Source organism: Candidatus Gracilibacteria bacterium (assembly GCA_041661045.1).
Classification (GTDB): Bacteria; Patescibacteriota; Gracilibacteria; order UBA1369; family 2-02-FULL-48-14; genus 2-02-FULL-48-14.
In genome coordinates this window covers 324,268-349,285 of record JBAZVE010000001.1, presented here as the reverse complement: position 1 = coordinate 349,285, position 25,018 = coordinate 324,268, and the positions used below count along the sequence as shown (strand labels likewise).

At 52.9% G+C, this 25,018-nt stretch carries 19 protein-coding genes; 9 read left to right on the top strand and 10 right to left on the bottom strand.

What is annotated here, in order from left to right:
- Positions 1-84 precede the first annotated feature (84 nt).
- The 4 genes from WC777_01515 to xerA all read right to left on the bottom strand — a co-directional run bounded on the left by WC777_01515 (position 85) and on the right by xerA (position 5,521).
- Positions 85-1,212 (bottom strand): deoxyguanosinetriphosphate triphosphohydrolase, encoded by a 1,128-nt coding sequence (locus WC777_01515; GenBank protein MFA6023879.1) that lies wholly within the window; start codon positions 1,210-1,212, stop codon positions 85-87.
- 1,203 nt (positions 1,213-2,415) lie between these two features.
- Positions 2,416-3,633 carry a hypothetical protein gene (locus WC777_01510; GenBank protein ID MFA6023878.1) on the bottom strand — a complete coding sequence of 406 codons (1,218 nt, stop codon included), beginning with the start codon at positions 3,631-3,633 and terminating at the stop codon, positions 2,416-2,418.
- 196 nt (positions 3,634-3,829) lie between these two features.
- Positions 3,830-4,153, bottom strand: a complete 324-nt coding sequence (locus WC777_01505) for a hypothetical protein (protein ID MFA6023877.1) — start codon at positions 4,151-4,153, stop codon at positions 3,830-3,832.
- A 183-nt stretch (positions 4,154-4,336) separates the two neighbouring features.
- Positions 4,337-5,521 carry a site-specific tyrosine recombinase/integron integrase gene (xerA, locus tag WC777_01500; GenBank protein ID MFA6023876.1) on the bottom strand — a complete coding sequence of 395 codons (1,185 nt, stop codon included), beginning with the start codon at positions 5,519-5,521 and terminating at the stop codon, positions 4,337-4,339.
- A 20-nt stretch (positions 5,522-5,541) separates the two neighbouring features.
- On the opposite strand from xerA, the gene WC777_01495 reads away from it, so the two are divergent.
- The 7 genes from WC777_01495 to WC777_01465 all read left to right on the top strand — a co-directional run bounded on the left by WC777_01495 (position 5,542) and on the right by WC777_01465 (position 15,423).
- Positions 5,542-6,357: an ATP-binding cassette domain-containing protein gene (locus tag WC777_01495; GenBank protein ID MFA6023875.1), complete on the top strand. Its 816-nt coding sequence runs from the start codon at positions 5,542-5,544 to the stop codon at positions 6,355-6,357.
- A gap of 539 nt (positions 6,358-6,896) precedes the next feature.
- Positions 6,897-9,317 (top strand): phosphoribosylformylglycinamidine synthase subunit PurL, encoded by a 2,421-nt coding sequence (purL, locus tag WC777_01490; protein MFA6023874.1) that lies wholly within the window; start codon positions 6,897-6,899, stop codon positions 9,315-9,317.
- The gene (gene purQ / locus WC777_01485; GenBank protein ID MFA6023873.1) at positions 9,278-10,519 is read left to right on the top strand and encodes a phosphoribosylformylglycinamidine synthase I; all 1,242 of its coding nucleotides are present in this window, start codon (positions 9,278-9,280) and stop codon (positions 10,517-10,519) included. Before purL ends, purQ begins: the two co-directional genes overlap by 40 nt.
- Positions 10,520-10,721: 202 nt before the next feature.
- Complete coding sequence (gene recA / locus WC777_01480) at positions 10,722-11,753, top strand: recombinase RecA (protein ID MFA6023872.1); 1,032 nt, start codon at positions 10,722-10,724, stop codon at positions 11,751-11,753.
- Between the two features lie 2 nt (positions 11,754-11,755).
- On the top strand, positions 11,756-12,223 hold the full coding sequence (locus WC777_01475; GenBank protein ID MFA6023871.1) for a regulatory protein RecX: 468 nt from the start codon (positions 11,756-11,758) through the stop codon (positions 12,221-12,223).
- A 120-nt stretch (positions 12,224-12,343) separates the two neighbouring features.
- The gene (gene nusA / locus WC777_01470) at positions 12,344-13,639 is read left to right on the top strand and encodes a transcription termination factor NusA (GenBank protein ID MFA6023870.1); all 1,296 of its coding nucleotides are present in this window, start codon (positions 12,344-12,346) and stop codon (positions 13,637-13,639) included.
- A 77-nt stretch (positions 13,640-13,716) separates the two neighbouring features.
- Entirely contained in the window at positions 13,717-15,423 is a 1,707-nt protein-coding gene (locus tag WC777_01465; GenBank protein MFA6023869.1) for a GspE/PulE family protein, read from the top strand.
- Between the two features lie 1,031 nt (positions 15,424-16,454).
- Here WC777_01465 and WC777_01460 read toward each other — a convergent pair.
- The 4 genes from WC777_01460 to WC777_01445 form a co-directional block, all read right to left on the bottom strand.
- Positions 16,455-16,928 (bottom strand): CPBP family intramembrane glutamic endopeptidase, encoded by a 474-nt coding sequence (locus WC777_01460; protein ID MFA6023868.1) that lies wholly within the window; start codon positions 16,926-16,928, stop codon positions 16,455-16,457.
- Positions 16,898-17,155 carry a hypothetical protein gene (locus WC777_01455; protein ID MFA6023867.1) on the bottom strand — a complete coding sequence of 86 codons (258 nt, stop codon included), beginning with the start codon at positions 17,153-17,155 and terminating at the stop codon, positions 16,898-16,900. Before WC777_01455 ends, WC777_01460 begins: the two co-directional genes overlap by 31 nt.
- Before the next feature lies 1 nt (position 17,156).
- Positions 17,157-18,287 carry an AIR synthase related protein gene (locus WC777_01450; protein MFA6023866.1) on the bottom strand — a complete coding sequence of 377 codons (1,131 nt, stop codon included), beginning with the start codon at positions 18,285-18,287 and terminating at the stop codon, positions 17,157-17,159.
- 178 nt (positions 18,288-18,465) lie between these two features.
- On the bottom strand, positions 18,466-19,239 hold the full coding sequence (locus WC777_01445) for a hypothetical protein (protein ID MFA6023865.1): 774 nt from the start codon (positions 19,237-19,239) through the stop codon (positions 18,466-18,468).
- A 45-nt stretch (positions 19,240-19,284) separates the two neighbouring features.
- On the opposite strand from WC777_01445, the gene WC777_01440 reads away from it, so the two are divergent.
- Entirely contained in the window at positions 19,285-20,361 is a 1,077-nt protein-coding gene (locus WC777_01440) for a glycosyltransferase family 1 protein (GenBank protein ID MFA6023864.1), read from the top strand.
- On the opposite strand, the gene WC777_01435 is transcribed toward WC777_01440, so the two are convergent.
- Positions 20,358-21,458: a glycosyltransferase family 4 protein gene (locus tag WC777_01435; GenBank protein MFA6023863.1), complete on the bottom strand. Its 1,101-nt coding sequence runs from the start codon at positions 21,456-21,458 to the stop codon at positions 20,358-20,360. The genes WC777_01440 and WC777_01435 overlap by 4 nt on opposite strands.
- Positions 21,459-21,510: 52 nt before the next feature.
- Between WC777_01435 and WC777_01430 the strand changes: the two genes are divergently transcribed.
- Positions 21,511-22,425, top strand: coding sequence for an NAD(+)/NADH kinase (locus tag WC777_01430; protein MFA6023862.1), 915 nt, complete (start codon positions 21,511-21,513; stop codon positions 22,423-22,425).
- Here the strand turns inward: WC777_01430 and ppdK are convergent.
- Positions 22,422-25,010, bottom strand: coding sequence for a pyruvate, phosphate dikinase (gene ppdK / locus WC777_01425; protein ID MFA6023861.1), 2,589 nt, complete (start codon positions 25,008-25,010; stop codon positions 22,422-22,424). The two genes, WC777_01430 and ppdK, sit on opposite strands and share 4 nt — an antisense overlap.
- Between the last annotated feature and the right edge of the window lie 8 nt (positions 25,011-25,018).

The window sequence follows — 25,018 nt, the reverse complement described above, 5'->3', positions numbered from 1 at the left end:
AGCTCCCCACTCCCGCCGCCGCTCCCACCTCCGCGGCCCCCATGGCCCCTGCGGCCCCCATGGCCCCCGTAGTCTCAACGGGCCCTAAAGTCCCTCGAGTTCCTGGACTTGGAGCTCGGCAAAACGATCCGTCATCCCCGCCAAGTAGTCTCTGACCACTTGCGCCCCCACTGCCACATCTTCTCCCGGGTGGGCAAGTTGCCATTCTTTCATGCCATGATTGAACAGGATTTTAATGATCCTTTCCCCATGTTGGGAGTGCCTCAGCACTTCGGGGTGGAAGTAGAGCCGGGTCGTCAAAAACTCTTTAAGTTCTTTATTGGCCCGCATCATTCCATCGGAAAAATACACCAGCTTTTCCTTGCACGAGTAGACATCCTGAAGCGTACGAATGTCATGGAGCGTGATCAAGCGACTCGCCTCTTCCGCAATGTCCCAAATCATCAAACTGATCATCTTGCTCACAATTCTGGCGATGCGTATTTTCTCATTCTCAATCACTCCATCCGCTTGATCGGAAGCCTCTTTCGCCCATTTCCAAAGTTCCAGTTTCCCCAAGTCCGCCTCAGTAAATAGCCCACTGCGGAGCCCGTCATCAATGTCATGATTTTGATACGCAATTTCATCGCCCATATTGACCACTTGCGCCTCCAAGGAGGGTCGAATGGCCTCGCCCCCCGTCGGATTGTCCCAAGAAGTTTGATGCTTCATGAGCCCCTCAATCACTTCCACACTTAAGTTCAGTCCGCGGAATTTGGGGTACACCTCTTCCAGTTCTTCCACGATGCGCCGACTCTGTTCGTTGTGTTCAAAAGAAAGTCCATACTCACGCATGCATTCGTTGAGCGCGTGCTCCCCCGCGTGGCCAAAAGGCGTGTGTCCGAGGTCGTGGGCCAGGGCGATGGCTTCCGCCAAGTCTTCATTGAGGCCCAGGGTGCGCGCAAGATCCCGTGACACTTGAGAAACCTCCAGGCTATGGCTGAGCCGATTGCGATAGTGATCACCATAGTGCGGCACAAAAACCTGTGTTTTTTCTTTGAGCCGCCGAAACGCGCGGCAGTGAATGATGCGGTCCCGATCCTTTTGGAAGGGGAGCCGTTGAGGGTCCGTGCTCTCCGGAACTTTTCGCCCACGGCTGTTTTTGCTGAGCACCGCGTAGGCCCTCAACATGGAAGCTTCATTCTCGGCGAGTTGTAGAGTGGTGTAAATCATGGAGAGGGGGTGAGCGGCGCCCGATGTGCGCCAAGTATAGCTTCTGTGCGGAAGGATTGCACTTTTTGATCGATGGAGAATTTGGGATGCCTCCGGTCCGCCGCCTCGAGCACTCGCCACTTTTCCGGCGGCTCTTCTTCGTTTTCGATGAGTCCAGAATGCGCCAGGCGCTCATGCGCTTTGCAGAGAGGAACGATGAATTGGGGGTCATGCCCCTGGTTTAGGGAGAACCGCCGCGTGTGGTGCAGGGAAGTGGCCGGCCGCGCGCAACCGGAAAACCCGCAGTAGCCTTTGTATTTGGCGTGCAGCACCCTCCTCACCGCCGCCGGGATCGCGCGGCCCTGAGCCTCGGACGCTTTTCGCGCCGCACACTCCGGACACACTTGAATAACCATTTGAGCCTGTCCTCCGCCCCCAGCCTCTTGCGCTAAAAGAGCCCGAAACACTTCATTGAAGGTCAAGGTTACCCCCTTCTCCCGCTCCAGTTGGTACTTGAGGAGTCTGAGTTTTTTCTCAACCTCGGGAGAAACCGGAAAACTCATACTACCCCATTGCTCTGTACGAAAGTTATGTTCCTGCTCACTCATATGAGTTTGCCCGTCAACAGTTTCACTTTCTGTAAAGGCCCCCTCCCGCCGCTTCAACTGAACGAAAGCTTCCAGCGCGTAAGTGCCCATCCCCTCCACCTTTTCCGCCCACGCTTTGTCCGTTTCAGCCGTTGCAATGTAAGCCACTTTTTCAAGTTTGGACCACCCTTGCGAGCCGCTCATGAGCTGCTCACGGAGCGCCGGTTTATCTTCAAGTTTTTCCGCCAAATGCAAAACCTTGTCCACACTGGAGCCGCTCATGCCCGCCAGTTTAAACGCAAACTCGTAGATGGACGCGTGGCCCCGCCGCCGATGCAGCTCCCGCTGCATCACCTCGGGCAATAAACCGGCAAAGCGCCGCCGCCACACCCGCGCGTTCAGACCATATTCCTGGCACCGCGCATATAAATCTTTATCCGAAAGATCCGCCGGCGCGGCGGCCTCCACGATGGCTCGCGCCATCCGCGCAGAGTCCGCCGCAATCTCACCATTTTGTAAGTCCATAAAAGAGGGGGTTAAAGGGTCCCCACTTGGCAGTGCTTAACCTGATAATAACACAAAAGGTGAGTGCGTACACACCATTTGAATAGACAAGAAAAACCCATATGTTCAAATCCTATTTCTGCGTCCCCACCGTCCGCGTCCCCACCGTCCGCGCCCCCACCCTTCGCGCCGCCATGCCCATTCGCTTAGCCGTTTCTCCAATCCCAACCGCTCCATCCAACTCCTCCTCACTGAGCAAGCGCCCCTCACCCTCCGCATTCAAAACTTCTTCCAGCTCTCTGCGGCTTTCTTCAATAAGAATAACGATCCCGCTCACAAGGTCGGAATAGGCCTTTTTTGCCTGAGTCAGACTATCCCGCAAGCTCTCCTCTCCAGCAGGCAAGCCGGTCTTCTGTTTAATGCCATGAAAATTCGCCAATTTCACATTCGCCTCATCAAAGGCAGCACGGGAGTCCACAGCCACCTCCCCCTTTGTTTTCAAGCGCTCGATGAGTTGAAGGGCAAGCGCCCGCCTCCTGCAAAGCCCAACCAGTTGTTGAAGATGTCTTTTGAGTTCAAATTTTTCCATTACCGCTGCCTTTTGTTCCAACTGCGAGTCGGGGTCCGCATCAAGCGTCTTGCCAAGTTCCCTCAAAACTTCCGCCCCATCTCTCAAAGCCTTCCCGTGTTCTATTAAGCCACGATTGGTGGAAGCATGAAGCGCCTCTTCAAAATCCGCAAGGAATCGGTCGAGTTTTGAAGTCAACTCAGGAAGCCGATCGGGCTCCGTGGGCAAAGCCTTCCGCGGGTTGGTCCAGGTCGTTAATGATTCTCTTTGGAGATGAGCCTCTATGGGTTTATAGTGCACTTCACGAGAAAGCCGATCTCCCAAAGGCCCCCTCACAATAGGATTATGTAGAGGAAGCGAATACCGCCCATGTCCCGTCCAAGGCGATCTCACTTCAAGCTCAGGGATAGAAGGACCAACGCGGGTGGAATGGAAGGCATCGTAAATGTAGTCACCATAACCTTTAATATACCCCCCAATGCCAAAAGCCAGACTTGCACCTTCGGCAAAAAAGCCCACATTTTGAACGATCTCAGGATTAGAGATATCCGTCACCCATGCCGCGCCGGTAAACACCGCAATGCACCCAATGGAATGAAACAGTTGCATTTCAGCCGACAATTTTTTTGACACCCGTGTCTCCCCAATAAGCTCATCCGGACTGTACGCATTCTCATTGTAGGGCTTATTGGCTCTGCCTAAGCTCCAATCCGGCAAGCCCCTCAGCACTCCCCTCAAAGACAGCTCGGTGAACCCAAGCCGCACACAGAGCCAGTGGAGCATACGAGTCAAACCCCTCTGACTGGTCTCCATTTATACCTTGAGCCGCCTCCAGCTGCTCAAGAACTTCTTTTGGTCCCATTGGGGTCTTCACGATGACAGCTCATTAGGGTTTAAGCGCATATTTTAACATTAACCCATATTTTAGCAAGCCAAAAGGCCCTTCCTCAAGCATCATGAACAAACCAGAAAGCTGGTCTTATCTCTTCGCCTTCCGATCTGCCTCTGCCTTTCTTAATCCCTCAAGAAGATCCGGAGCCTCAAGAAGAAATTTCTCACGAACCTGCCGTAGGCGAGCATCAACTTCCTCGGCATGGGTGTCATGGTATTCGCACCATTTATCATAATCTATCAGGGGCGGCAACTTCGCCGCTTGCATCGCTATCCAGTCGGGATCCGCCTCTATGGGCCCCCAACCCTTTGGCACATGACACCCGCCATGTCCGTTCACAGTTATTCGTCCTGGCACATCCCCACGCTCTCCGGAGTATAGCTTTTCCTCCTTTTCCTCCTTTTTATCCATAAATTATAAGTAATTAATTCTGATTCTAACCAAGGATAGGAGGCAAGTGCAAGCCAAAAGGCCCTTCCTCAAGCATCGTGAACAAAGCAGAAAGCTGGTCTTATCCCTTCGCCTTCCGCTCTGACTCTACTAATGCCGCACGAAACACATCCCTCTCAGCGTCCCATTGAGCCCCAAGTTCAATTAGACTAGCGCGAATTGTGCCGGCATTTGCCTCCTGCCACTTTCGCACTTCCTCTGGATCACGCATGCGAGGCGCACGAAAAGCCGCCCTAAACTCAGGATTATGCTCCGGGTTGCCCCAAAATGTTGGAAGACCCTTAAATCCCCCTTCTCCGTCCACAAGTATTCGCCTGTGCGCCATGATGAAATATAAGTAATTAATGTAAAAGACTTTCCCATGCTAGCAAAGGATATCAAGCAAGTGCAAGCCAAAAGCCCCCCTCACTTATGAAACTTTTCATGCACCTCCCGCAAGCGCTCATTCGTGGAGTGCGTGTAAATCTGCGTGGTCGTGATGGAAGCATGTCCCAGCATTTCTTGCACGCTGCGAATGTCCGCGCCGTTGTGCAGCAGCTCCGTCGCAAAACTGTGCCTCAGCAAATGGGGCGTCACGCGCTTTCCAATGCCTGCCAAACGGCCCGCTCGCCGTACCATTTCCTCAATGGAATACGCCGTGAGCCGCCGCTTTTCGCCAAGCCCCAATTCCTCTCCCTCGCGATTTCGCCCAAAGCTGATGAACACCGGCTCCCAGTTATCCGCCCGATCCGCCAAATAAAGCTTAAGCCATTTCACGCAGCGCTCCGACAAAAAAACAATGCGCGGCTTTTTCCCCTTCCCGCGAACGGTGAATTCCCGCCGCTCCAAATCCACTTGGCTCCGATTCAAACCCACCAATTCCGAAACGCGCAGTCCCGTGGAATACAAAGTTTCCAGCGCCGCCCGGTCCCTTAGCCCTCCCCGTTTTCCTAAATCCACCACTTCAAACAACCGTTCCACTTCCTCGCGTGATAAAAAATCCACACTGCGTTCGGGAATTTTTTTAAGATCGACTTTCTCCGGCGCCAAAGACGGTTCATCCATCCGCACCAAATATTTCAAAAACGCCCGCAGGGCAATCAGGTGATAATTTTGAGTCTTCACCCCCAGACCATGCTCCCGCGCGTCCATAAAACGATTCAAAAAAAGTTGATAGGCATGGACATCGGAAGTGCTCAAATTCGCCATCGCCCGATCCCCATAAAACTCCGCAAAGCGTTGCAAATAATGATGATAATTCTCGATGGTTTTGGACGATCTATTCTTGCCCACTTCAAGATGCTCGAGGAAACGAGTTATCAGGCGTTGGAGAGTTGTCACATCGGTCATGCTGCGAGTATACTCCATCCATGATCGAGTTCAAAAACGCCACCAAAAAATACGGAGATCGCCTGGTTTTGGACAATGTGAGCCTTCAAATTCAAGGTGGAGCGTGGGCGTGGCTCACGGGAGCCTCCGGAGCGGGGAAAACAACTCTCATTCACGCGTTGATCGGGGCCATCCCGCTCTCCAGCGGAGAAATCACGGTGGACGGATACGCGGTCACAAAATTCAACCAAAAAGCGCTTCAAGAATACCGCCGCAAGCTGGGCATCGTTTTCCAGGATTACAAACTTCTCCCCAAAAAAACCGTGTATGAAAACATTGCGTTTGCCATGGAAGTTTGCGGTTACAGTGAGAATCAAATCGCCGAACGAGTGCCTGAAATTTTAGAAAAAGTGAATCTTTCTCAAGCCCGCCACCATTTTCCCTACATGCTTTCGGGAGGTGAAAAACAACGCACCGCCATTGCCCGCGCCCTCATCCACGAGCCCCGTCTCATCATCGCCGACGAGCCCACCGGAAACCTCGACCCCCAAAGCGCCCTCGAAATCGTGCATCTTTTCCAAAAACTCCACACCGAAGGTGCCACCGTCATCTTTGCCACCCACAACCTCACCCTCATCGACCACTTCAAAAAAGATCAAATCCATGTGGAAGGCGGGAGGGTGTCTTTAAGCAGCTCTTGAAGCGCGAAGGTCTTCATTTTGACGAAGTGCATGCAGCGCCCTGTTCAGCTGAACACGAAGGCTGGAGTGCTTTACGCCAAGCGCCTGAGCGGCTTCCAGGCCGGTTTTCCCATGGAGTTGAAGCTCTTGAACGGCTGCCCTCTGAGCAGAGGGTAAGGCCCCCATGGCGCGTCGCACTGCATCAGCCTCTCGCTTTCGTTCAAGGGCAAGTTCAGGATTTATAGGATCTCCATCAGGAAGGCACCTAAGAGCATAAGTCTCAAGGACATCAGATTCTTTTGCAGCCGCTGAGCCTTTATTCATGGCCAGATTGATCGCTATTCTATACATGAATGTGCCAAGGTTCTCGATGGGGCGCGGCCCATCACGATGATAGCGAAGGGTCCGTTCAACCACGGTGTAGAAAATATCTTCTGCAAGAAAGGGGTCAACTTCAAGCCCATGGTTACACAAGTAGGCGAGAAGCCCGTTCTTATAAGACAAAAGCACAGTCCCAAGTTCCTCTGAAGACATTTCACAAACCGGTTTTTGTCCTGCCCGGCGTGAAGGTCGATTTGAAGGTCGAAAGGATGAGGGTGTATTCATTGCCCTATTCTATAACACCAAACCACACTTAATCAAGCGAACTCACTCCGGCTCGCGGATTCACGCATGCACTTTACAAAAGCCCCCCGCCTCCCCTATATTGCCTTTGTATGGCTTCCCCCTCAAATGGTCTCGATTTTGCCGCCATGTCGGACGAGGAAATTTTGCGCGTGCTTTCTGAAAATAAAATTGGACTCACACCGGAGGAAGCAAGAAAGGTCCAAGCGATTTTAGCCCGCCCGCCAACGCTCACCGAAGCGATTGTGTGGGGAATTCAAGGAAGCGAACACTGCTCCTACCGAAGCAGCAAAAAACACCTCCGCACCCTGCCCATTCAGGCATCCAATGTCATGTTGGGAGTTGGAGAAGACGCCGGAATTGTCCACTTTGCTCTCGATAAACAGCACCGAAGTTATGGAGTTATTTTGGGTCACGAATCGCACAATCACCCCTCGCAAGTGGTGCCTTTTGAAGGCGCCGCAACCGGAATTGGAGGAATGGTGCGGGACATTATTGTGATGGGAGGCCGCGCGGTGGCCGTGGCCGATCCGCTGCGGTTTGGACAAATAGACAGAACCCTGAGTAGACAAATCGCCAACGGAGTCGTGGAGGGAATTGCGGGCTACGGAAATCCACTGGGAGTTCCCAATCTTGCGGGAGACACTTATTTTGACGAATCCTTCAACGACAATTGTTTGGTGAATGTGGTTTGTCTGGGGGCATTACGGGAAGACGAAATCATTCATTCCTTTGTTCCCCCGGATGCAGTGGGCTGGGATATTATTGTGGTTGGAAAACCCACGGATCAATCCGGAATGGGCGGTGCCGCTTTCGCCTCGCTCCAGCTCAAAGAAGAAGACAAGGAGGCGAACAAAGGCGCGGTGCAAGAGCCCAATCCCTTCCTCGAGCGCCACATCGCGGAGTCCACCTATACCCTCTTTAAAAAACTGCAAGAATCGGGCGACCTCGACAAAGTGAGCTTCAAGGATATGGGCGCCGGCGGCATTGTGTGTGCCTCCGTGGAACAAGTGGAGCGAGCGGGACTTGGAGCGGAAATTGATCTCGCGCTTGTGCACACCACCTCCAAAGATTTGCCCCCCGCAGTGGTGGCCTGTGCCGAAACGCAAGAGCGCTTCTGCTGGATTTGCCACCCCTCGCTGACAGAAAGAATTTTGGATCACTACAATAAAGAATGGGATCTCCCCGGTGTTTCAGTGGGAGCCAGCGCCAGTTTGGTGGGGAAGGTGACAGTGGGGAATTATCGAGTGCGTTTTGGAGACGAAGTTTTAGTCGATGCGCCGGCGGCGCAAGTCACCGAAGGCGTGCAGTACGATAGAGCTTTTTCCGAACCGGAGCGCCATTTTCCCGAGCCAAGCGCAGAGGAAAGGGCCGCTCAAAACACACCCGAAGCCCTTCAAGAAAATTTCCTTAAAATTTTGGGCAGCGAAAACATCGCCTCCCGCCTGCCCATTTTTGAGAACTACGACAAAGTGGTGCAAGGGCAAACGGTTTTTGAACCGGGCATGGCGGACGCAGGCTTGCTCCAGCCCTTCCGCAACCGTGAAGAAGCACCGGAAATCCACAAAGTGGGCGCCGCACTCAGTGTGGACAGCAACCCTCGCTACGGAAGAATTTCTCCCTACTGGGCCGGAGTGAACGCCGTGGTGGAAGGCATGCGCAATGTGGCCGCCGTCGGGGCAACGCCCTGGGCCGTCACCGACTGTCTCAATTTTGGAAATCCCGAAAATCCCGAGCAAATGTGGGAACTCGTGGAAAGCATTCGCGGCATCAAGGAAGCGCTGGAGGGAGTGGGTCATTTGGATTATAAAGGAGAGCCCGTGCCCGTGGTTTCGGGAAATGTCTCCCTCTACAATTTCTCTCAAAGTGGAAGCATCGCACCTTCTCCAATCATCGGAACCTTGGGGCGAATCGAAGACACCGATTTAGCGGTGACCATGCAGTTCAAGCAGCCCAAAAGCCGAATCTATTTGATCGGAAAACGAAAAGAAGAATTGGGCGGAAGTGAGTACTACAAACAGCTGGGATTTTTGGGAATGAACGTGCCCAAGCCCGACTTCAAACAAGTGGAACAGGAACTCAGAACCATGGTTATGGCGGTGGACCGCAGCGCGGTCCTTGCGTGTCACGACATTTCAGATGGAGGCTTAGCCATCACGCTGGCGGAGATGATGGCCGGCGGTCGTGGAGAAGGAGAATATGGACTCAGCATCGATTTGAGCAAGTGTGGTGAAACCCCTCTCGACACCCTGCTTTTCAGCGAAACCGGAGGTTTTGTGGTGGAAGTTTCCGAGGATGACGCCAGCCATTTCGAAGGCATTTGTGCCCGATTTAAAGTGGAGCCTCTATGGATCGGAGCCACGGGCACCGCTCAAGCCTTTTCTATTTTCAATAAAGGAGAACTTGTATTCAGCCTCCCCAAAAGCTTAGTGGTGGACACTTGGCTGAACGGACTTCGTAACAAATTAAATCCATGAGCCCTCGCGTTGCCGTCCTCCAATTTCCGGGAATAAACTCAGAGTACGAAACCCTTCGTGCACTGTGGGATGCGGGTATCAACGCCAATTTTTTCCGTTGGAATCAAAACCCCGCCGATCTGGAAGCCTACGACGGCTTCGTGATTCCGGGAGGATTTTCATACGAAGACCGTGGACGAAGCGGACTCATCGCTTCCATGGACCCCATCATGCAAGAAATCCGTCGCCAGGCGGAAGCGGGGAAGCCCGTACTTGGAATCTGCAATGGAGCGCAAATTTTAGTGGAAAGCGGCCTCATTCCGGGAAATAAAAATCACGAACTCCTCATGTCTTTGGCTCGCAATAAACGGATCAAAGATGGCAAAGTCCTCGGCACCGGCTTTTACAACGAGAATGTTTTTGTGCGCTGCGAAGCCCCGGGCCGTTCGGTCTTCACCCTCGATTACGATCGGATGGGAGACATCGAACAAGTGCCGGTGGCTCACGGGGAAGGGCGTTTCACTACCACCATTCCGGATCTTTTGGAAAAACTCATCGAAAACAACCAAATCGTATTCCGTTATTGTGAAAAAAATGGAGAAACCAATCCGGACTTTCCGGTGAATCCAAATGGCGCCATGCACAACGCCGCCGCCATCTGTAATCCACAAGGAAATGTCATGGCCATCATGCCCCACCCGGAGCGCGCGCCCACGGCACCCATGCCCAAAATTTTCAGTTCCATGCGCGCATACATGGAAGCCCGCGCGGAAAATCCCTCTCACCAAATTCCCCTGGCCATGCCACCGCTTGAATTTCAAGCGCCCTCCACTGCTCTCACAGACTTCGTCCTTCCTCAGGGCGCGCACGAATTTTTTGTGGAACTCAAAATCACCGACAACGAGGCCGGCTCTTTAGAAAACGCGCTCCGCGGTCATGGTTTTGCCGTGAAGCTTCGCAAATGGAAATATTTTGAGCTCACCGGAACCCCGCCCGCCGGCACCGAAGATCTTCTTCATAATAAAAACAAGGAGCAGCTCAGCACCGCCATAGAAAAAAAACCGGAGGCCCGCTACTACCTTTCCATGGAAAAAGACGACATCATCGGTCTCAAATGGACTCAAGCGCTCGGCCTTCCGACCCGCCACGGAATCCTTTGGGAGGTCCTCCCCGACGCCGGCACTCCCTTCGATGAATCCGCCCTCCTTTCCACTCGCGTCTTCGCTAATCCCCACGCCCAGGACTTGTTCCGCGCTTAAGCCTAGCCTGAATCGAACAATAAATCCCATCTTCATCAAGCCAACTCACGGAATTCAGGAAATTTTCAGGTTTTTGTCAGGACTTTGCCCGTTTTTTTGGCTAGCATAAGGGTCATTCGGCCGGAATGATAAAATCGCTTGACGGTGAGCGCGCGCTCACCTATACTCGAAACAAGCTTCCTAATCACTAACCCAACACGCTATGGTAGCAAAAGAAGACGCGGGAATAGACAACCGCAAAAAGGCCCTCGAACTCGCCCTCTCCCAAATTGAAAAAAGTTTCGGGACGGGTTCCATCATGAAACTTGGAGAATCCAGGCATATGGATGTGGAAACGGTTTCCACCGGATCCATCTCTCTCGATCTCGCTCTTGGTGGAGGAATCCCCAAAGGTCGAGTGATTGAGATTTACGGACCGGAAAGTTCCGGTAAGACAACGCTCGCACTCCATGTGATTGCCGAGATTCAAAAGCAAGGAGGAACGGCAGCCTTCGTCGATGCGGAGCATGCCTTGGATCCCGCTTACGCTCGCAAAATCGGAGTGGATGTGGACAACCTCCTGCTTTCTCAACCCGACATGGGGGAACAAGCCCTGGAAATCACCGAAACTTTGGTGCGATCCAACGCGGTAGATATCATTGTGATCGATTCCGTTGCCGCCCTCGTTCCTCGGGCGGAAATTGAAGGGGAAATGGGAGACGCTCAAATGGGGCTCCAAGCCCGTCTCATGAGCCAAGCTCTACGAAAACTCACAGGATCCATCAGCAAGTCCAATTGTATCGTGATTTTCCTCAACCAGCTTCGTATGAAAATCGGAGTAATGTTTGGAAATCCAGAGACCACAACCGGAGGTCAGGCACTCAAATTCTACGCTTCCGTACGGCTCGATATCCGTCGCATCGGATCCATCGAAGGATTGGAAGCAGGTGGTGGGGATGGCAAAGAACAAGTGGGCAACCGAGTTCGTGTAAAAGTGGTGAAAAACAAGGTGGCGCCACCTTTCAAAACCGCAGAATTCGACATTCTATACAATCGAGGAATTTCGAAAGAGGGAGACATCTTGGATCTTGCCACAAAATATGAATTTGTACGCAAAGCCGGCGCTTTCTACAGCTACGGCGAGACTCGCCTTGGGCAAGGTCGTGAAAACTCCAAAGACTTCCTCAAGGAAAACCCTCAGATCATCACTGAACTCGAAGGGATGATCAAAGAAAAAGTGGCTTCTCTCGCTTAAATATGGAAGACCCCATTTACCGAAAACTCATGGAATACGCCCTCCGAGCTCTCGCTCGGAGGGCTCACACCGGCAGTGAGCTCAGGGAAAAAATTTTAAAAAAGCCCATCGCAACTCCGGAACTCGCAGAAAAAGTCTTGGCTAGACTTGAGGAACTCGGCCTCATCAACGACCAAAATTTCATCCGCAACACCATAGAAGCCTCAACGCGCACCAAACCTCAAGGCCCCTTCAAACTGGCCGCCCGTCTGCAGCAAAAAGGCATCCCGGTAAAAGCGACTCAAGAAGCATGGAATGCCATGGAACTCTCGGAGCGAGACCTGGCCTCTCAAGCCCTTACTCAGGCTCAAAAGCGCTTCACCAAAGTCCCACTCGAAAAGCTCTACCAAAAGCGAGCGCAATTCCTGGCCTCCCGCGGCTTCTCTGCAGAAATCGTTTTTGAACTTGCGAAAACCGGAGCAAAACAGTAAAATGAGCTTACAATTCAATTAAATAAGCATTGTAGGATTCTATCCTGCCGCTTTTCCGCACCAGGCACTTTAGTGCCTAAGCGATAAGGCCGCGCAAGCGGCATCCTTACCAACAATACTATGCATCAACAATTTATGGCCGCCGTCCGTCAGCTCTGCAACGAAAAGAACCTTCCCGAGGAAATCCTCATGGACATCGTGAAGGCGGCCCTGCGCACCGCGTACCGAAAAGATTACGGAAACAAGGAGCAGAACATCGAAGTGGAAATCGACCCAAAAACCGAGAGTGTGACGATTTTCATCGTTAAAAAAGTGGTGGATAAAATCGAAGACCCCGATTCCGACATCACTCTGGAAGACGCGCGAAAACTCAACAAAAACATCAAGCTTGAAGAAGTGGTTCGCATGGAAGTGACCCCAATGTCTTACGGCCGCATTGCCGCACAAGCCGCCAAACAAGTCATCATTCAACGGATCCAAGAGGCGGAACGCGATTACATGTACGAGCTCTTCAAAGACCGAGAAAACGAGTTGGTCAACGCACTCATTCACCGTGTGGACAACAATCAAGTGTATGTAGAATTGGGAGGCACCACGGCACTCTTGCCCGCGCGCGAACAAATCCCAACAGAGCAGTACTATGGAGGTCAACGCATCAAGCTCTACCTCGATAAAGTCATCAAAACCACCAAGGGGCCTCAGCTCCTCATTTCTCGAACCCATCCAAAGCTCGTAGAAAAGCTGATGGAACTGGAAATTCCGGAAGTGAAAGCGGGAACCGTCATGATCAAAGGAGTGGCTCGCGAACCCGGAGTGCGTTGTAAGGTGGCCGTAGCCTCCAGCGATCCTCAAGTGGATCCCATCGGAGCCTGTGTGGGGCAAAACGGAGTACGCGTGCAAAATGTAACGCACGAACTCGCCGGAGAACGCATCGACATCATCCCTTGGAGCGAGGACGCGCAAAAGTACATCGCCGAATCCCTGAAGCCCGCAAAAATTTCCAAAGTAGAACTCGATGAAGCCGCTCACTTGGCAAAGGTCTTTGTGACCCAAGATCAACGGGCGCTCGCCATCGGTAAAAGTGGACAAAATGTTCGTCTCGCTTCTCATCTCACAGGTTGGGAAATCGACATTCTAGACACCACCGAACCCGCAAGCACCAGCAGCACTTCAGGCAGCGGCAAAAGATCCAAAGCTCCAGCGGGAGCTCCGACCGAAGCCGCCGCACCCAAAGAAGTCGTGGTAAAAATGGTGACCGAATTGGAACTTGCCGACGAAATCAAGGAAAAACTCGTTGCCGTGAACCTCGAACAGGTGCCACAGCTCGTGGGACTTTCGGTCAAGGACTTCATGCAAGTGGAGGGCATTTCCAAGGAAGAAGCTCAGCAAATTGTGGATGCCGTGAAGCACTCCTAAACAATGGCTCGCTTTTGCCCTTCAAAACAGACGCATTTTCTGCTATAATAAACAGATTAAATCAATGCGTCTGAGCTATGAGCGACCAATCCTTCATCACTTCCGAAAACCAACTCACGGTCATCAACCGTGATTTTGAGGAGCGATCAGCGGAGGAAAGAGCCCAAAAAATGGGCATGACCTACATCGACATTGCGCGGATACACATCAACCCGGATCACCTCAAAACGATCGACGGGAAGCAGGCCGCGGAGGCTTTGGTGATCCCCTTCTTCAAAGTGGGGAAAAAGCTGCGACTCGCCTTGGCGCATCCCACAAGCCCGGAGACCCAGGCCCTCATCAAGAAACTCAAGGAAGAGGGTTACGCCATCAATGTCAATTTGGCCAGTGAAAGTGGACTGCGGGAAGCACTGAAGCTCTACAAAAACGAGGGCCCAAGTCCCATTGAAACAAAGAACATCATTGATGAAGCCAAGATCGAATCGTATCAGGCGGAAGTGGAAAATCTGGGAGCCTTGCGAGAAAAAATTCAATCGGTCACGGCGGAGGAAGCTCTCAATTTTTTAAACATCGGCGCTCTCAAAACCGGCGCTTCCGACATTCACTATCAACCCGAGGAAAAAGCGGTGGTGGTGCGATTCCGAATCGACGGAGTGCTTCAACAAGTGCTCGAACTCGATCTGCAAACCTACGCTTACCTCAGCAATCAGCTCAAATACAAGGCGGGCATGCGACTCAACATCACCAATGTCCCGCAGGACGGCCGTTACGACTTCCCGGTGAACGATCGCAAAATCGATGTCCGTGTTTCTTCCATTCCAACCGAGTACGGCGAAAGTTTTGTATGTCGACTTTTAGATTCCAACAAAAAAAGCCTCTCGCTTGAGGAGCTGGGTTTTGAGGGCCACAATCTCAAGATGCTCAAACAGGCGCTTGAGATTTCAAACGGAATGATTTTGGTCACGGGGCCAACGGGATCCGGAAAAACCACCACGCTCTATTCCATGCTCACGGCGTTCAATCAACCGGAAAGCAAAATAATCACCCTGGAAGATCCCATTGAATACCATTTGAGTGGGGTGACGCAGAGTCAAATCAACGAGAAACGGGGCTACAGTTTCGCCTCAGGCCTTCGCGCCATTTTGCGTCAGGACCCGGACATTGTGATGATCGGGGAAATCCGCGACTTGGACACGGCCGAGACCGCCGCTCAGGCCGCCCTCACCGGACACATTTTGCTCAGCACCTTGCACACCAACAGCGCCATCGAAACCGTGCCGCGACTGCTCAACATTGGGCTCAAACCCTTCATGATCGCCCCGGCGCTCAGCGTGGTTTTGGCCCAACGCTTGGTTCGCAAAATCTGCAGTTTCTGCGCCGAGCAAAAGCCCATCACCCAGTCCGAGCGCGATTTCTTGCAGGCTACCATCGGGCAAATTCAAAAAGTGGACCCTTCCCTGCAACTTTCCGTTCCGGCCACGCTCCCCAGCGCTCCCGGTTGTGAAAAATGTTCCAATACGGGCTTTTTGGGCCAGGTTTGTGTCTCAGAGGTCTTTGTGAACACTCCTCAGCTCAAGGACGCCATTTTGGAGGAGAAATCCACCACGGCGCTCATGGAACTGCTCCGCGCCCAAGGCATGCTCACCATGCAGGAGGACGGTGCGCTCAAGGTGCTCCGCGGAGTCACTCGTTTGAGTGAAATCGAACGCGTCACCGGCACGGCAGCCCCGGAGGCCCCGGAGATCACGGCAGCCCCGGAGGCGGATCAAAGCACTGCCGCGTAGCGCAGGTCTTTTGTAAAACGCACCAGCCCGCGCAATTCCAACTCACCCAGCACTCCGTACAGCTCGGTCATATTATGGAACCGTTCCCCCAACTCCGCCGGCGACTTCGGCATTTTTTTAAGCTCGCGAAAAACCTCACCCGCCAGGCCCTCCAGTTTCACCTCCAAGTTTTGCCATTTGAGGTCCAAAGCCTCCGCCACTTCTTGCGGGCTCACCACCAGCCGCGCCCCTTCCTGAATCAGGGCATTGGTTCCCTGGCTGTTTTCATCCCCGATGCGTCCGGGTATGCACAGAACATCGCGGCCATTTTCGTAGGCATGTTTCGCCGTATTCCTGGCCCCGGATTTAAACGGAGCTTCCACCACCAGCGTGGCCTTGCAGAGTCCCGCAATAATCCGATTCCTCACCAAATAATCGCTTTTAAAACTCTCTTCGCCGGCGGCCTTCTCGCTCAGCAGTAAGCCGCCCGCCGCCACAATTCGCCGTGCCAAATCTCGATGCGCCGCCGGCTGCAGTTCCGTGAGCCCCTGCGCCACCACCGCAATCGTGCCTCCCGGGCGTAGCCCGGTCGTCCCTGTTCGCCCCCCGCCACCCATCAACGCCCCCTCGTGCGCCGCCTTATCGATTCCATACGCCAGCCCGCTCACCACGCAAATACCCCTCTCACTCAGTTCTCGCGCAAACCGAAAAGCCTGCGCCTCTCCATAACTGCTCATCCGCCGCGTTCCCACAATCGCCACACACGGCCGCTCCAAAATCGCCAAATCCCCGCTGTAATAAAGAACCCGCGGAGGGTCATAGATCTCCTTCAGCAGCCCCGGATACCCCGGCTCCCCCAGCACTAATTTTCCAATCTCCATACCCCCATCCTAGCACTCTTTTTCTGACATTTTCCTGAAATTTTCCTGACAGTTTTTATCACCGCACCCCCTCTTTACAAAACCTCCAAAACTCGCAAACCATACTCTTAAGAGTGAATTCCACAACATTTCCACCCAGCACAAGGTCCCCTCAACAGCCTCATCACCCCCTTAAAACAAGTCCCGCCAGTCCAAACTCACCATCATCAGCGCCAGTGAGCCCACATTATTTAAATAATGCAAAATCACGCCCGGCCAAACACTTTTGACCTTCATCGCCACCCAACCCAGCAGAGGTCCCACCACCACCGCCGCATAAACCATCTGGTAGGCTAAATCCCCCCAATCAAAATAAAAAATATTCTTGAAATGCCACAGCCCAAACAAGAGAGAAGAGAACACAATCGCTCGCGTCACAGAGTACCGCCGCCGCAGTGCCCCTAAAATCCACCCCCGAAAAATCAATTCCTCAAAGATGGGCGCAAACAGCATCGTCACCGCAAAAGGCATGCCAAACACTTCGCCGCTGCGCACATAGCTCTCATATGAAAGCAGCGTCAGACCCACAAACGAAAGACAAATCAAAATAACCTGGGCCGTCGGGCTGAGTCGGCCTATTTTTTTGAATTGGAACGCATCCACCATGTTTTAATGAAAGAAACACTAAAGGTCGACAGAGTAAATCCAATCACTGGAACAATGGCATTCACAAAAGGATTCGGCAAGTCAGCCGCAAAGAAAAACAAAACCACCACGCCGTAGGTGAGCGCCACAATCAAGAGCCGCCGAGTCCAACTCGTTTCCCACGCCTTATCGGCCTCCACTCGTAGGTTGCGAGCCTTTAGATCGGTGATTTCTTGTTCGACATTCATATTATTTTCCAAGTTCAAACCCCTCCCCCTTTAAGACCACTCCCAGGGGCTCCACCACCACTTCTCGCCGCCCCCCCTCAGAACCGCCCTCCGCCGCCTCCCCCGCACCAGCCACGCACGCCTTCAAGCCTTGTTCGCCCGCCAGTTCAACAACGCGAGCCGCTTCCTCCGCAGTGTGCACAAACACCGCCATGCCCACGCCGTAATTAAAGGTCTTCAGCATCTCTTCCTTCGTCATGCCACTCGCTTCTTCAACAAAGGTAAACACCTCCGGGACCGGAAGCATCTGCGTGATCTTATATCTAAAAGCCCCGTGCGGACGCATCAGTTTTTGCCAACCGTGACCGGTGATGGGCTCCACATTGGAGGGCTGCACACCTGCCTTCAAAACAGCCTGCACAAAGGGAGTGTACAAATGCCCGGGCTGGTTGATCGCTTCCCAGTATTCCATGCCGCTCGGGAGTTTCGCTCGATACCCGCCTTCCAAGTTCCCCGCCAAGTCACGCAAAGCCGTGAACCCGTTTTCATGAGGTCCGCTGCTTTCCACAAATACAATCAAATCCCCGGCCCGCATGGTGCTCGAATTCACGGGTTGAAGTCCCGCAGGAACCACGCCCCACAGCGCCCCGGCAATGTCCAAAGCTCCGTCCACTATTTTCCCTTTGAGCTGCGGCGTTTCTCCTGAAAAGTAGACACAACCGACCTTTCGACATCCTTCCACAAACCCATCCAAAAAGCCCTCCATAAATTCGGTGGTGAACACGCGCTCGGGCAGAGCCGAGGGCAAATAAAGAGAGATCAAAACCGTCTGCATCCCGGAAGAAGCCGCGTCATTTGTTAAAGTCGACATCGTTTTACCGCCAATATTTCGCCAAAACCGCACCAGCTCCGCGGGGCTCAAATCGTCGGGCCGTGCGTCATCCGCGGTGCCAAGCCCCTCGGGAAGCAGCGACACAAACAATGTTTCTGCTCCGGCAAAGGCCTTCAAGTCGAGCGCAAACACATTGGCGCTGCCGCCAAAACCACCCGCCATAGACCCAAAACCCGCCGCAAACCCGGCCGTCTTCTTGCTGGCCTCAATAAAGGCATTTTTGGCGCGGTCGAGAACGGAGTAGTCGACTTGATCAAGCATTGGTCTTTGGAGGAGTTACTTGAAAGAAATCACAAATGGCTTTTTGACTTCCAAAGGCCACACGGTCGCTCTTGCATTCCGGGCAACTGTACTCATATTTTGTGCCGTTGCGAACAGGCTCCGCCACCAGCTTTTTGCAGTCTCGACAGTAAAACAGGACACTCATGAAAAATTAGAATTAGAGATCTTCTTCAATGCGAGCTTGTCGTCCAAACGCGCTGCCACTGCCGCTGCCCCACAAATTATTGCGGGCCGAAGAGCTGTAGTGACCTTGAGATTTCATCATTTTGTAGCGAGTACGGGCATCCAAAGTCAAAGGATCCACAGGCACCTGAGCTTGAGGCGCAGGCTGAACTTGAGGCTGAGGGATGCGATCTTGCACAGGCACAACATAGCTGGGAGTGGGCACCGAATAGCTTGGCATGGGCGCAGGTGCCACAGGAGTTGCCATAAAATCTTCCAGTTCATTCTCTCGGTCCTCCATACCGCCGCCGGCTTTTTCTTTGCGACGAACCCACCAGCCCGAAATCATCAGAGCTCCAATGGAGATGAACGCCGCCACCATTCCAAATCGAGTGCCCTTATTGTTGATGGTCACTGCAAATTCAGGGTGATAAAACACAGAATTGGCCACTAAAATCAAAAGCAGAGAAAGTCCTCCCAGGGAGAGGGCCAAAGATCCGCTTTGTCGCTTCAAATCAAAGAAATGGCGTCCCATTAAAGGTAAAAAGAGATTCGAAAAACTAACCAAGGCGCAACCCAGCACAAGAAATCCAACCGCAAACAAAGGTCCTTGAATCCCGAGGAAAGTATCCCCGACTCCAAAATTGTTTCTTTGGTCATACCAAGGCATCACCGTGCTCACCGCCAGGGTGAAACTGGACACCAAAATGAGCTTCTTAGCGGAAGGTAATCGTAGAAAGCCTTGTTTAAGCCTTTGAGTTAGCGACATAATGACGGGGAAATGGTATAAACAATCTATCAAAGCACAGCCCCCATGGCAACAATATTAGGAATCGACATAAGAGAGGCCAACGAAAGCGGAGCGGGAAAGGGGAGATACACCCTGGAACTCACCAAAGCCTTGATCGAAAACGCCCCAAAGGATTTGCATCTTCTCTTGTTTACAAAGACCCCAAACCCTTCTTTCCCATCCACGGATCGCGTCAGTCAGGTGGTGGTGCAGGGCAGGGGACCCTTGTGGCATCTTCAGGTGGCACGATACCTCAAACGACATCCGGTGGATCTTTTTTTGGCCCCCACCAGCTTCATTTACGCGGCTTTCGCCCCCAAATCCCAAAAAGTGGCCATTGTGGTGCACGATCTCATTGCCTTTTTGTACGCCAAAACTCACGCCTGGTTTCCTTGTTTGGTGGAACGGCTCACCCTTTCCCGCGCCATTCGCCACAGCCGCTTTATTGTGTGCGTGTCCCAAAACACGGCCAGAGACCTCGCCACACTGTTCCCGGAGGCCCACAAAAAAACCGTGCTCATTGCGCCCCCCGCGGTTTCGCCCGAGGTGCACAAGGTCGAATCACAAAAAATGGATCTTCCCGTTCGTTACCTTCTTGGAGTGGGCACCCTGAGTCCAAGAAAAAACTTCCAACTGCTCTTTAAGGCTTTCCCCGAGGTTCTTGAGAAGGAGCCGGATCTGCACATTGTGCTGGCCGGGGCAAAAGGATGGAAAACAAAGCAAGTCCAAAGCGCCATCCCCGTTCTTTTAAAAGACCGCATTCATCTGCTGGGATTTGTGTCCGCCGATCAGCTCAACGAACTGTATTCCCGGGCGGAAATGCTGGTCTGCCCATCCCTGTACGAAGGTTTTGGAATCCCGCCGCTTGAGGCCATGGCTTGCACCTGTCCCGTGGTGAGTAGCAACGCCGCCTCTTTGCCGGAAGTGGTGGGGGAGGCCGCCCTGCTTTTTGATCCACACGATGCTCAGGCGCTCGCCCAGTCCATCCTCACCGCCCTCGAACCCGCGCAAAAAATCGCTCTCCAAAAACTCGGCCTCACTCGCGCCCGCCACTTTTCATGGAAAGCCTCCGCCCAGCAGATTTTGAAACAGCTGAGCTAGAGTCAGCTCTGTAACAACGCCTCAAACTTCCTCACCATGCTCTCCAGCCGATAGTGTTTTTCAACGAAGTGTTTTCCGTGTTCGCCCAGCTCGCGCAAAAGCTCCGGATGCCGCATCACTTTTTTTAAAGCCTTGTCGAGTTCGCTTCGTTTCGGCTCCACGATCAACGCGTCGCGGCCGGCAACAAGGTCCTCGGAAATTCCACATTTATTTGTCATCATCACCGCGGTTCCCATGCTCATGGCCTCCGCCGCCACCATGCCAAACGGATCCATTTCGGTCGATGCCAAAACGAACAAATCCAGCGCCTTATAAAGGCTGGTCAACTGTCCACGGGGGAGGCTTGGAACGAGCAAAATTTGTCCACCCGCGAGCTTGTTCTCCAGCGCCTTTCGAAGGGGGCCTTCGCCAACGATTATGAGTCTAACATCAGGTTTGGAGTCGACAAGATGGACGAGGATGTCCACTCCCTTGTCTGCTGTCAAACGGGCCACACTGCCCACCGAAAACCCTCCCCTCAAAAACGCCGAAATTTCAGCCGGTAGGGGACGCGCTTCATCCAGCATAACCGCACACGGAATCGCTACCACCTCCTTCGCCCACGGCGAAATAAATTTCACCATCGCGTGGGAAGTCACCACCACCGTCGCCCATGCCGAGAGCCATCGATACACCCCCCTCCACGGATTTTTTGTGAGCCAATTTCCTATGCGTGCATGTTCGAGCCACAGCACCTTCATTCCAAAAAAATGAGCCCACGGCGTCATCAAAAGTTTCTCACCAAACGAAAGCATAAACACCGTGTCCACGCCCCATCGCTTCCGCGCCCGCGCCAGCATCACCCCCGCTCGCAAAAATAAAAAGGGGGCCGCTGCCGTGAAGGCCAACAAACTCATTTTCGTGACGGGAGGCTTCCCAAGGCCGGCGCGCTTTACGGTAAAACCCCGTGCCTTAAATTCCCTGAGCAAAACCGGACAGGAGCCCAAGAAAAAAGCTTCATGCCCCCGTTCATCCAATTCCTCCATGAGTCGCAGAGTATGAACTTCTTCACCGCCAAACCGAGACTCGTAAGGAAAGCGAGTGACAAGGATGCGCATTTTAGGTAAAGTTTTCATGCAAAGCGCCGTGAAGCGAATATAATCAGCTTACATGAAAGCAAAAACCCCGCAAAAATTCCAGCGAATAGCCTTAGTGGGCCGCGCAAAAATGGAGGAAGACCGTGCTTTTGTGAAAGAACTTAAAGCCTATTTGGACAAAAAAGGCCTCACCGTTTTTTGGGATGTTCATGTCTCAAAAATTCTTGGGGCAAAGAATGAAAGGACCTGTCAGCAGCTTTTAAAAGATGCCGATTTGGTGCTCAGCCTTGGGGGAGACGGGACACTGCTCAAAGTGGTGCGCGAGCTGCCCCTTCGTCGCAACCTTTTTGTACTGGGTGTGAATCTTGGGACACTGGGCTTCAATACCGAAGTGCAAGACCCCAAACGAGTCTACAACCTTTTGAATGAAATCTTTCGTGGACAGTATCATGTCGATGAGCGCCTTTTACTTCGCGCCACCCTCTACCGAAAAGGAGAAAAAATCGCCACGCATTTGGCTCTAAACGAGGCGGTGATCAATCAGGGCAACTTTGCCAGACTCATCTCGCTCTACGCGGAAATAGACCAAAGAAAGATGATTGAGTTCAAGGCCGATGGAGTGATTGTGGCCACCCCCACGGGATCCACCGGTCATTCCCTCAGCGCCGGCGGCCCCATCATTCACCCGCGTATCGATGGATTTGTCTTCACCCCAATCTGTCCCGCCGATCTCACCGTGCGCCCCATCATTGTGCCCAGCAACCGCCAAATCACGATTCGTATAGACACCGAACGCCGTTTTGTGGACAACCAAATCGGACTCACCATCGATGGCCAAGTCATGGTCCCCATCGAGTACGGCGACATCGTCAAAGTCCGCGCCTCACACCGCCGCCTCCGCCTCATCCGCGCCCATGTCAAAGCCAGCGGGGGAGGAAACTATTACCGTTTGCTCCGCGACAAACTCGGTTGGGGAAAGCGAGGCTAAAGGGCCGCTTGGGCCGCGGCGAGTCGTGCAACCGGTACACGGTAGGGGCTGCAGCTCACATAGTCGAGGCCGATTTTGTGGCAGAACACCACACTGCGCGGTTCACCTCCGTGTTCTCCACAAATCCCAATTTCCAGGCCCGGCTTCACGCCGCGGCCCAGTTGAATCGCCATTTTCATGAGCTCTCCAACCCCTTCTTGATCAATGGTTTCGGTGGGGTTGTCCAGCAAAATACCGTGTTCCGTGTAAAAGGGGAGGAAGGACCCGGCATCATCCCGACTCACCCCAAAAGTCATTTGAGTGAGATCATTGGTTCCAAAGGAGAAAAAGTCCGCCAGCGGAGCAATTTGATGCGCCGTTACGCACGCTCGTGGCAACTCAATCATGGTGCCCACTTTCCAAACAAAATCCAAAGGCTGCATTTCTTGTGCAATCCGTTCCACAACGCCGCGCATGGCCTTGAGCTCGTTCACATGGCCCACAAGCGGAATCTCAATTTCCACAATCGGCGTCACGCCTTCAGCGCGGGCCATTTTTGCGGCCTCAAAAATCGCTCGCACCTGCATTTCGTAAATTTCAGGATAAGTGATTCCCAATCGGCATCCGCGATGCCCGAGCATGGGGTTGAGTTCGTGCAAAGCGTCCACCATTTTTTGGAGGTGTTCGTACGAAACGCCCATTTCCTGCGCGACCGCTTTGATTTTCCCTTCGGTATTAGGCAAAAATTCATGCAAGGGTGGGTCTAGGAGCCTAATCGTCACGGGGAGGCCGTCCATGGCCTTAAAAATGCCAATAAAGTCATCGCGTTGGTAGGGGAGCAGCTTGTCGAGCACTCGTTTGCGAGATTCTTTGTCGGGAGACAAAATCATTTGGCGCACAAACATGATGCGGTCTTCATCAAAAAACATGTGTTCCGTGCGGCAGAGTCCGATTCCTTCCGCCCCAAGCCGCCTGGCCACGAGCGCGTCATGAGGGGTATCGGCGTTGCTGCGCACTTTGAGTCGTCGCACTTCATCCGCCCAGCTCATGAGTTCCTCAAATTCCCCGGTGAGCGCGGGTTCCACGGTGGGCATTTCGCCTTTCATCACTTCTCCGGTGGAGCCATCCAAACTGAGGACTTCACCTTCTCCAAAAACCTGTCCATTGATTTCCACGGTTTTGATTTTGTCGTCCACCACTACCTCTTTGCAGCCCGCAATGCAGGGTTTTCCCATTCCTCGAGCCACCACCGCGGCGTGACTGGTCATTCCTCCGGTGGAGGTCAAAATTCCTTGTGCGCTGTGCATTCCATGAATGTCTTCGGGGCTCGTCTCCTTGCGCACCAAAATCACTTTTTCACCGTCTTCCGCTAAGCGGTAGGCATCGTCCGCGGTAAACACAATTTTTCCAACCGCGGCCCCTGGGGAAGCCGGCAAACCTTTCGCCAGCACGATTTTGGGAGCCTTGGGATCAATAAATGGGTGTAAAAGTGCGTTCAATTGATTGGCATCGATGCGTTTCAAGGCTTCCTGCTTGGTGATGAGCCCTTCCGCAACCATGTCCACCGCCACTTTCACCGCCGCCCGTGCCGTTCGCTTTCCATTGCGGGTTTGCAGCATAAAGAGTCGTCCCTGCTCAATCGTAAACTCGATGTCTTGCATGTCGTGATAGTGATTTTCCAGAGTTTGCTGAACCTGGTTCAATTGTGCAAACATGGCCGGCATCACCGTTTGCATTTCAGAAATTTTCTGAGGAGTACGAATCCCGGCCACCACATCTTCTCCTTGCGCGTTGCACAAAAACTCTCCAAAAAACTCGCGCTCTCCAGTAGAAGGATTGCGAGTGAAGGCCACTCCGGTTCCGCTGTCTTCTCCCATGTTTCCAAACACCATGGACTGCACATTCACAGCGGTCCCCATATTGTGAGGCATGCCGTGCAAATTGCGATAAGTGATGGCCCGTTTGCTGTTCCAAGAATGGAATACCGCCACAATGGCGAGCTTCAATTGATCCCGTGGATTCTCAGGAAAAGGCTGTCCACTGTTCTCCCTCACAATCTCCTTAAAAACACCCACAAGTTTCTTCCAGTCTTCAGTGTCCATTTCGGTGTCCAGTGTAATGCCTTTGGCCTTCTTGGCGGCCTCCAAAGCTTCTTCAAAATGATCATGAGGAATATTGAGCACCACATTGCCAAACATGGTCACAAATCGGCGATAAGAATCAAAAGAAAAGCGCGGATTTTGCGTTTTCTCAATGATGCCCTGCACCGTTTCATCGTTGAGTCCAAGGTTCAAAATCGTGTCCATCATGCCCGGCATCGAAACACGCGCTCCGCTGCGTACCGAGACCAGCAAGGGATTTTCTCGGCTCCCAAAATTCTTTCCCATGGTGTGCTGCAGTTCATCCAGCTTCTCATCCAGTTCCTCAAAAAACCCGGTGGGGAAGTCCTGATTCTCCAAATAGTAATTGCACGCCTCGGTAGTGATGGTGAACCCCGGCGGCACCGGAAGTCCCATATTGGTCATTTCTGCAAGATTTGCACCTTTTCCGCCCAGAAGGTCCCGCATCTCTTTGTTTCCCTCCGCGAATGCATAAATGTATTTCATGGCGGAAT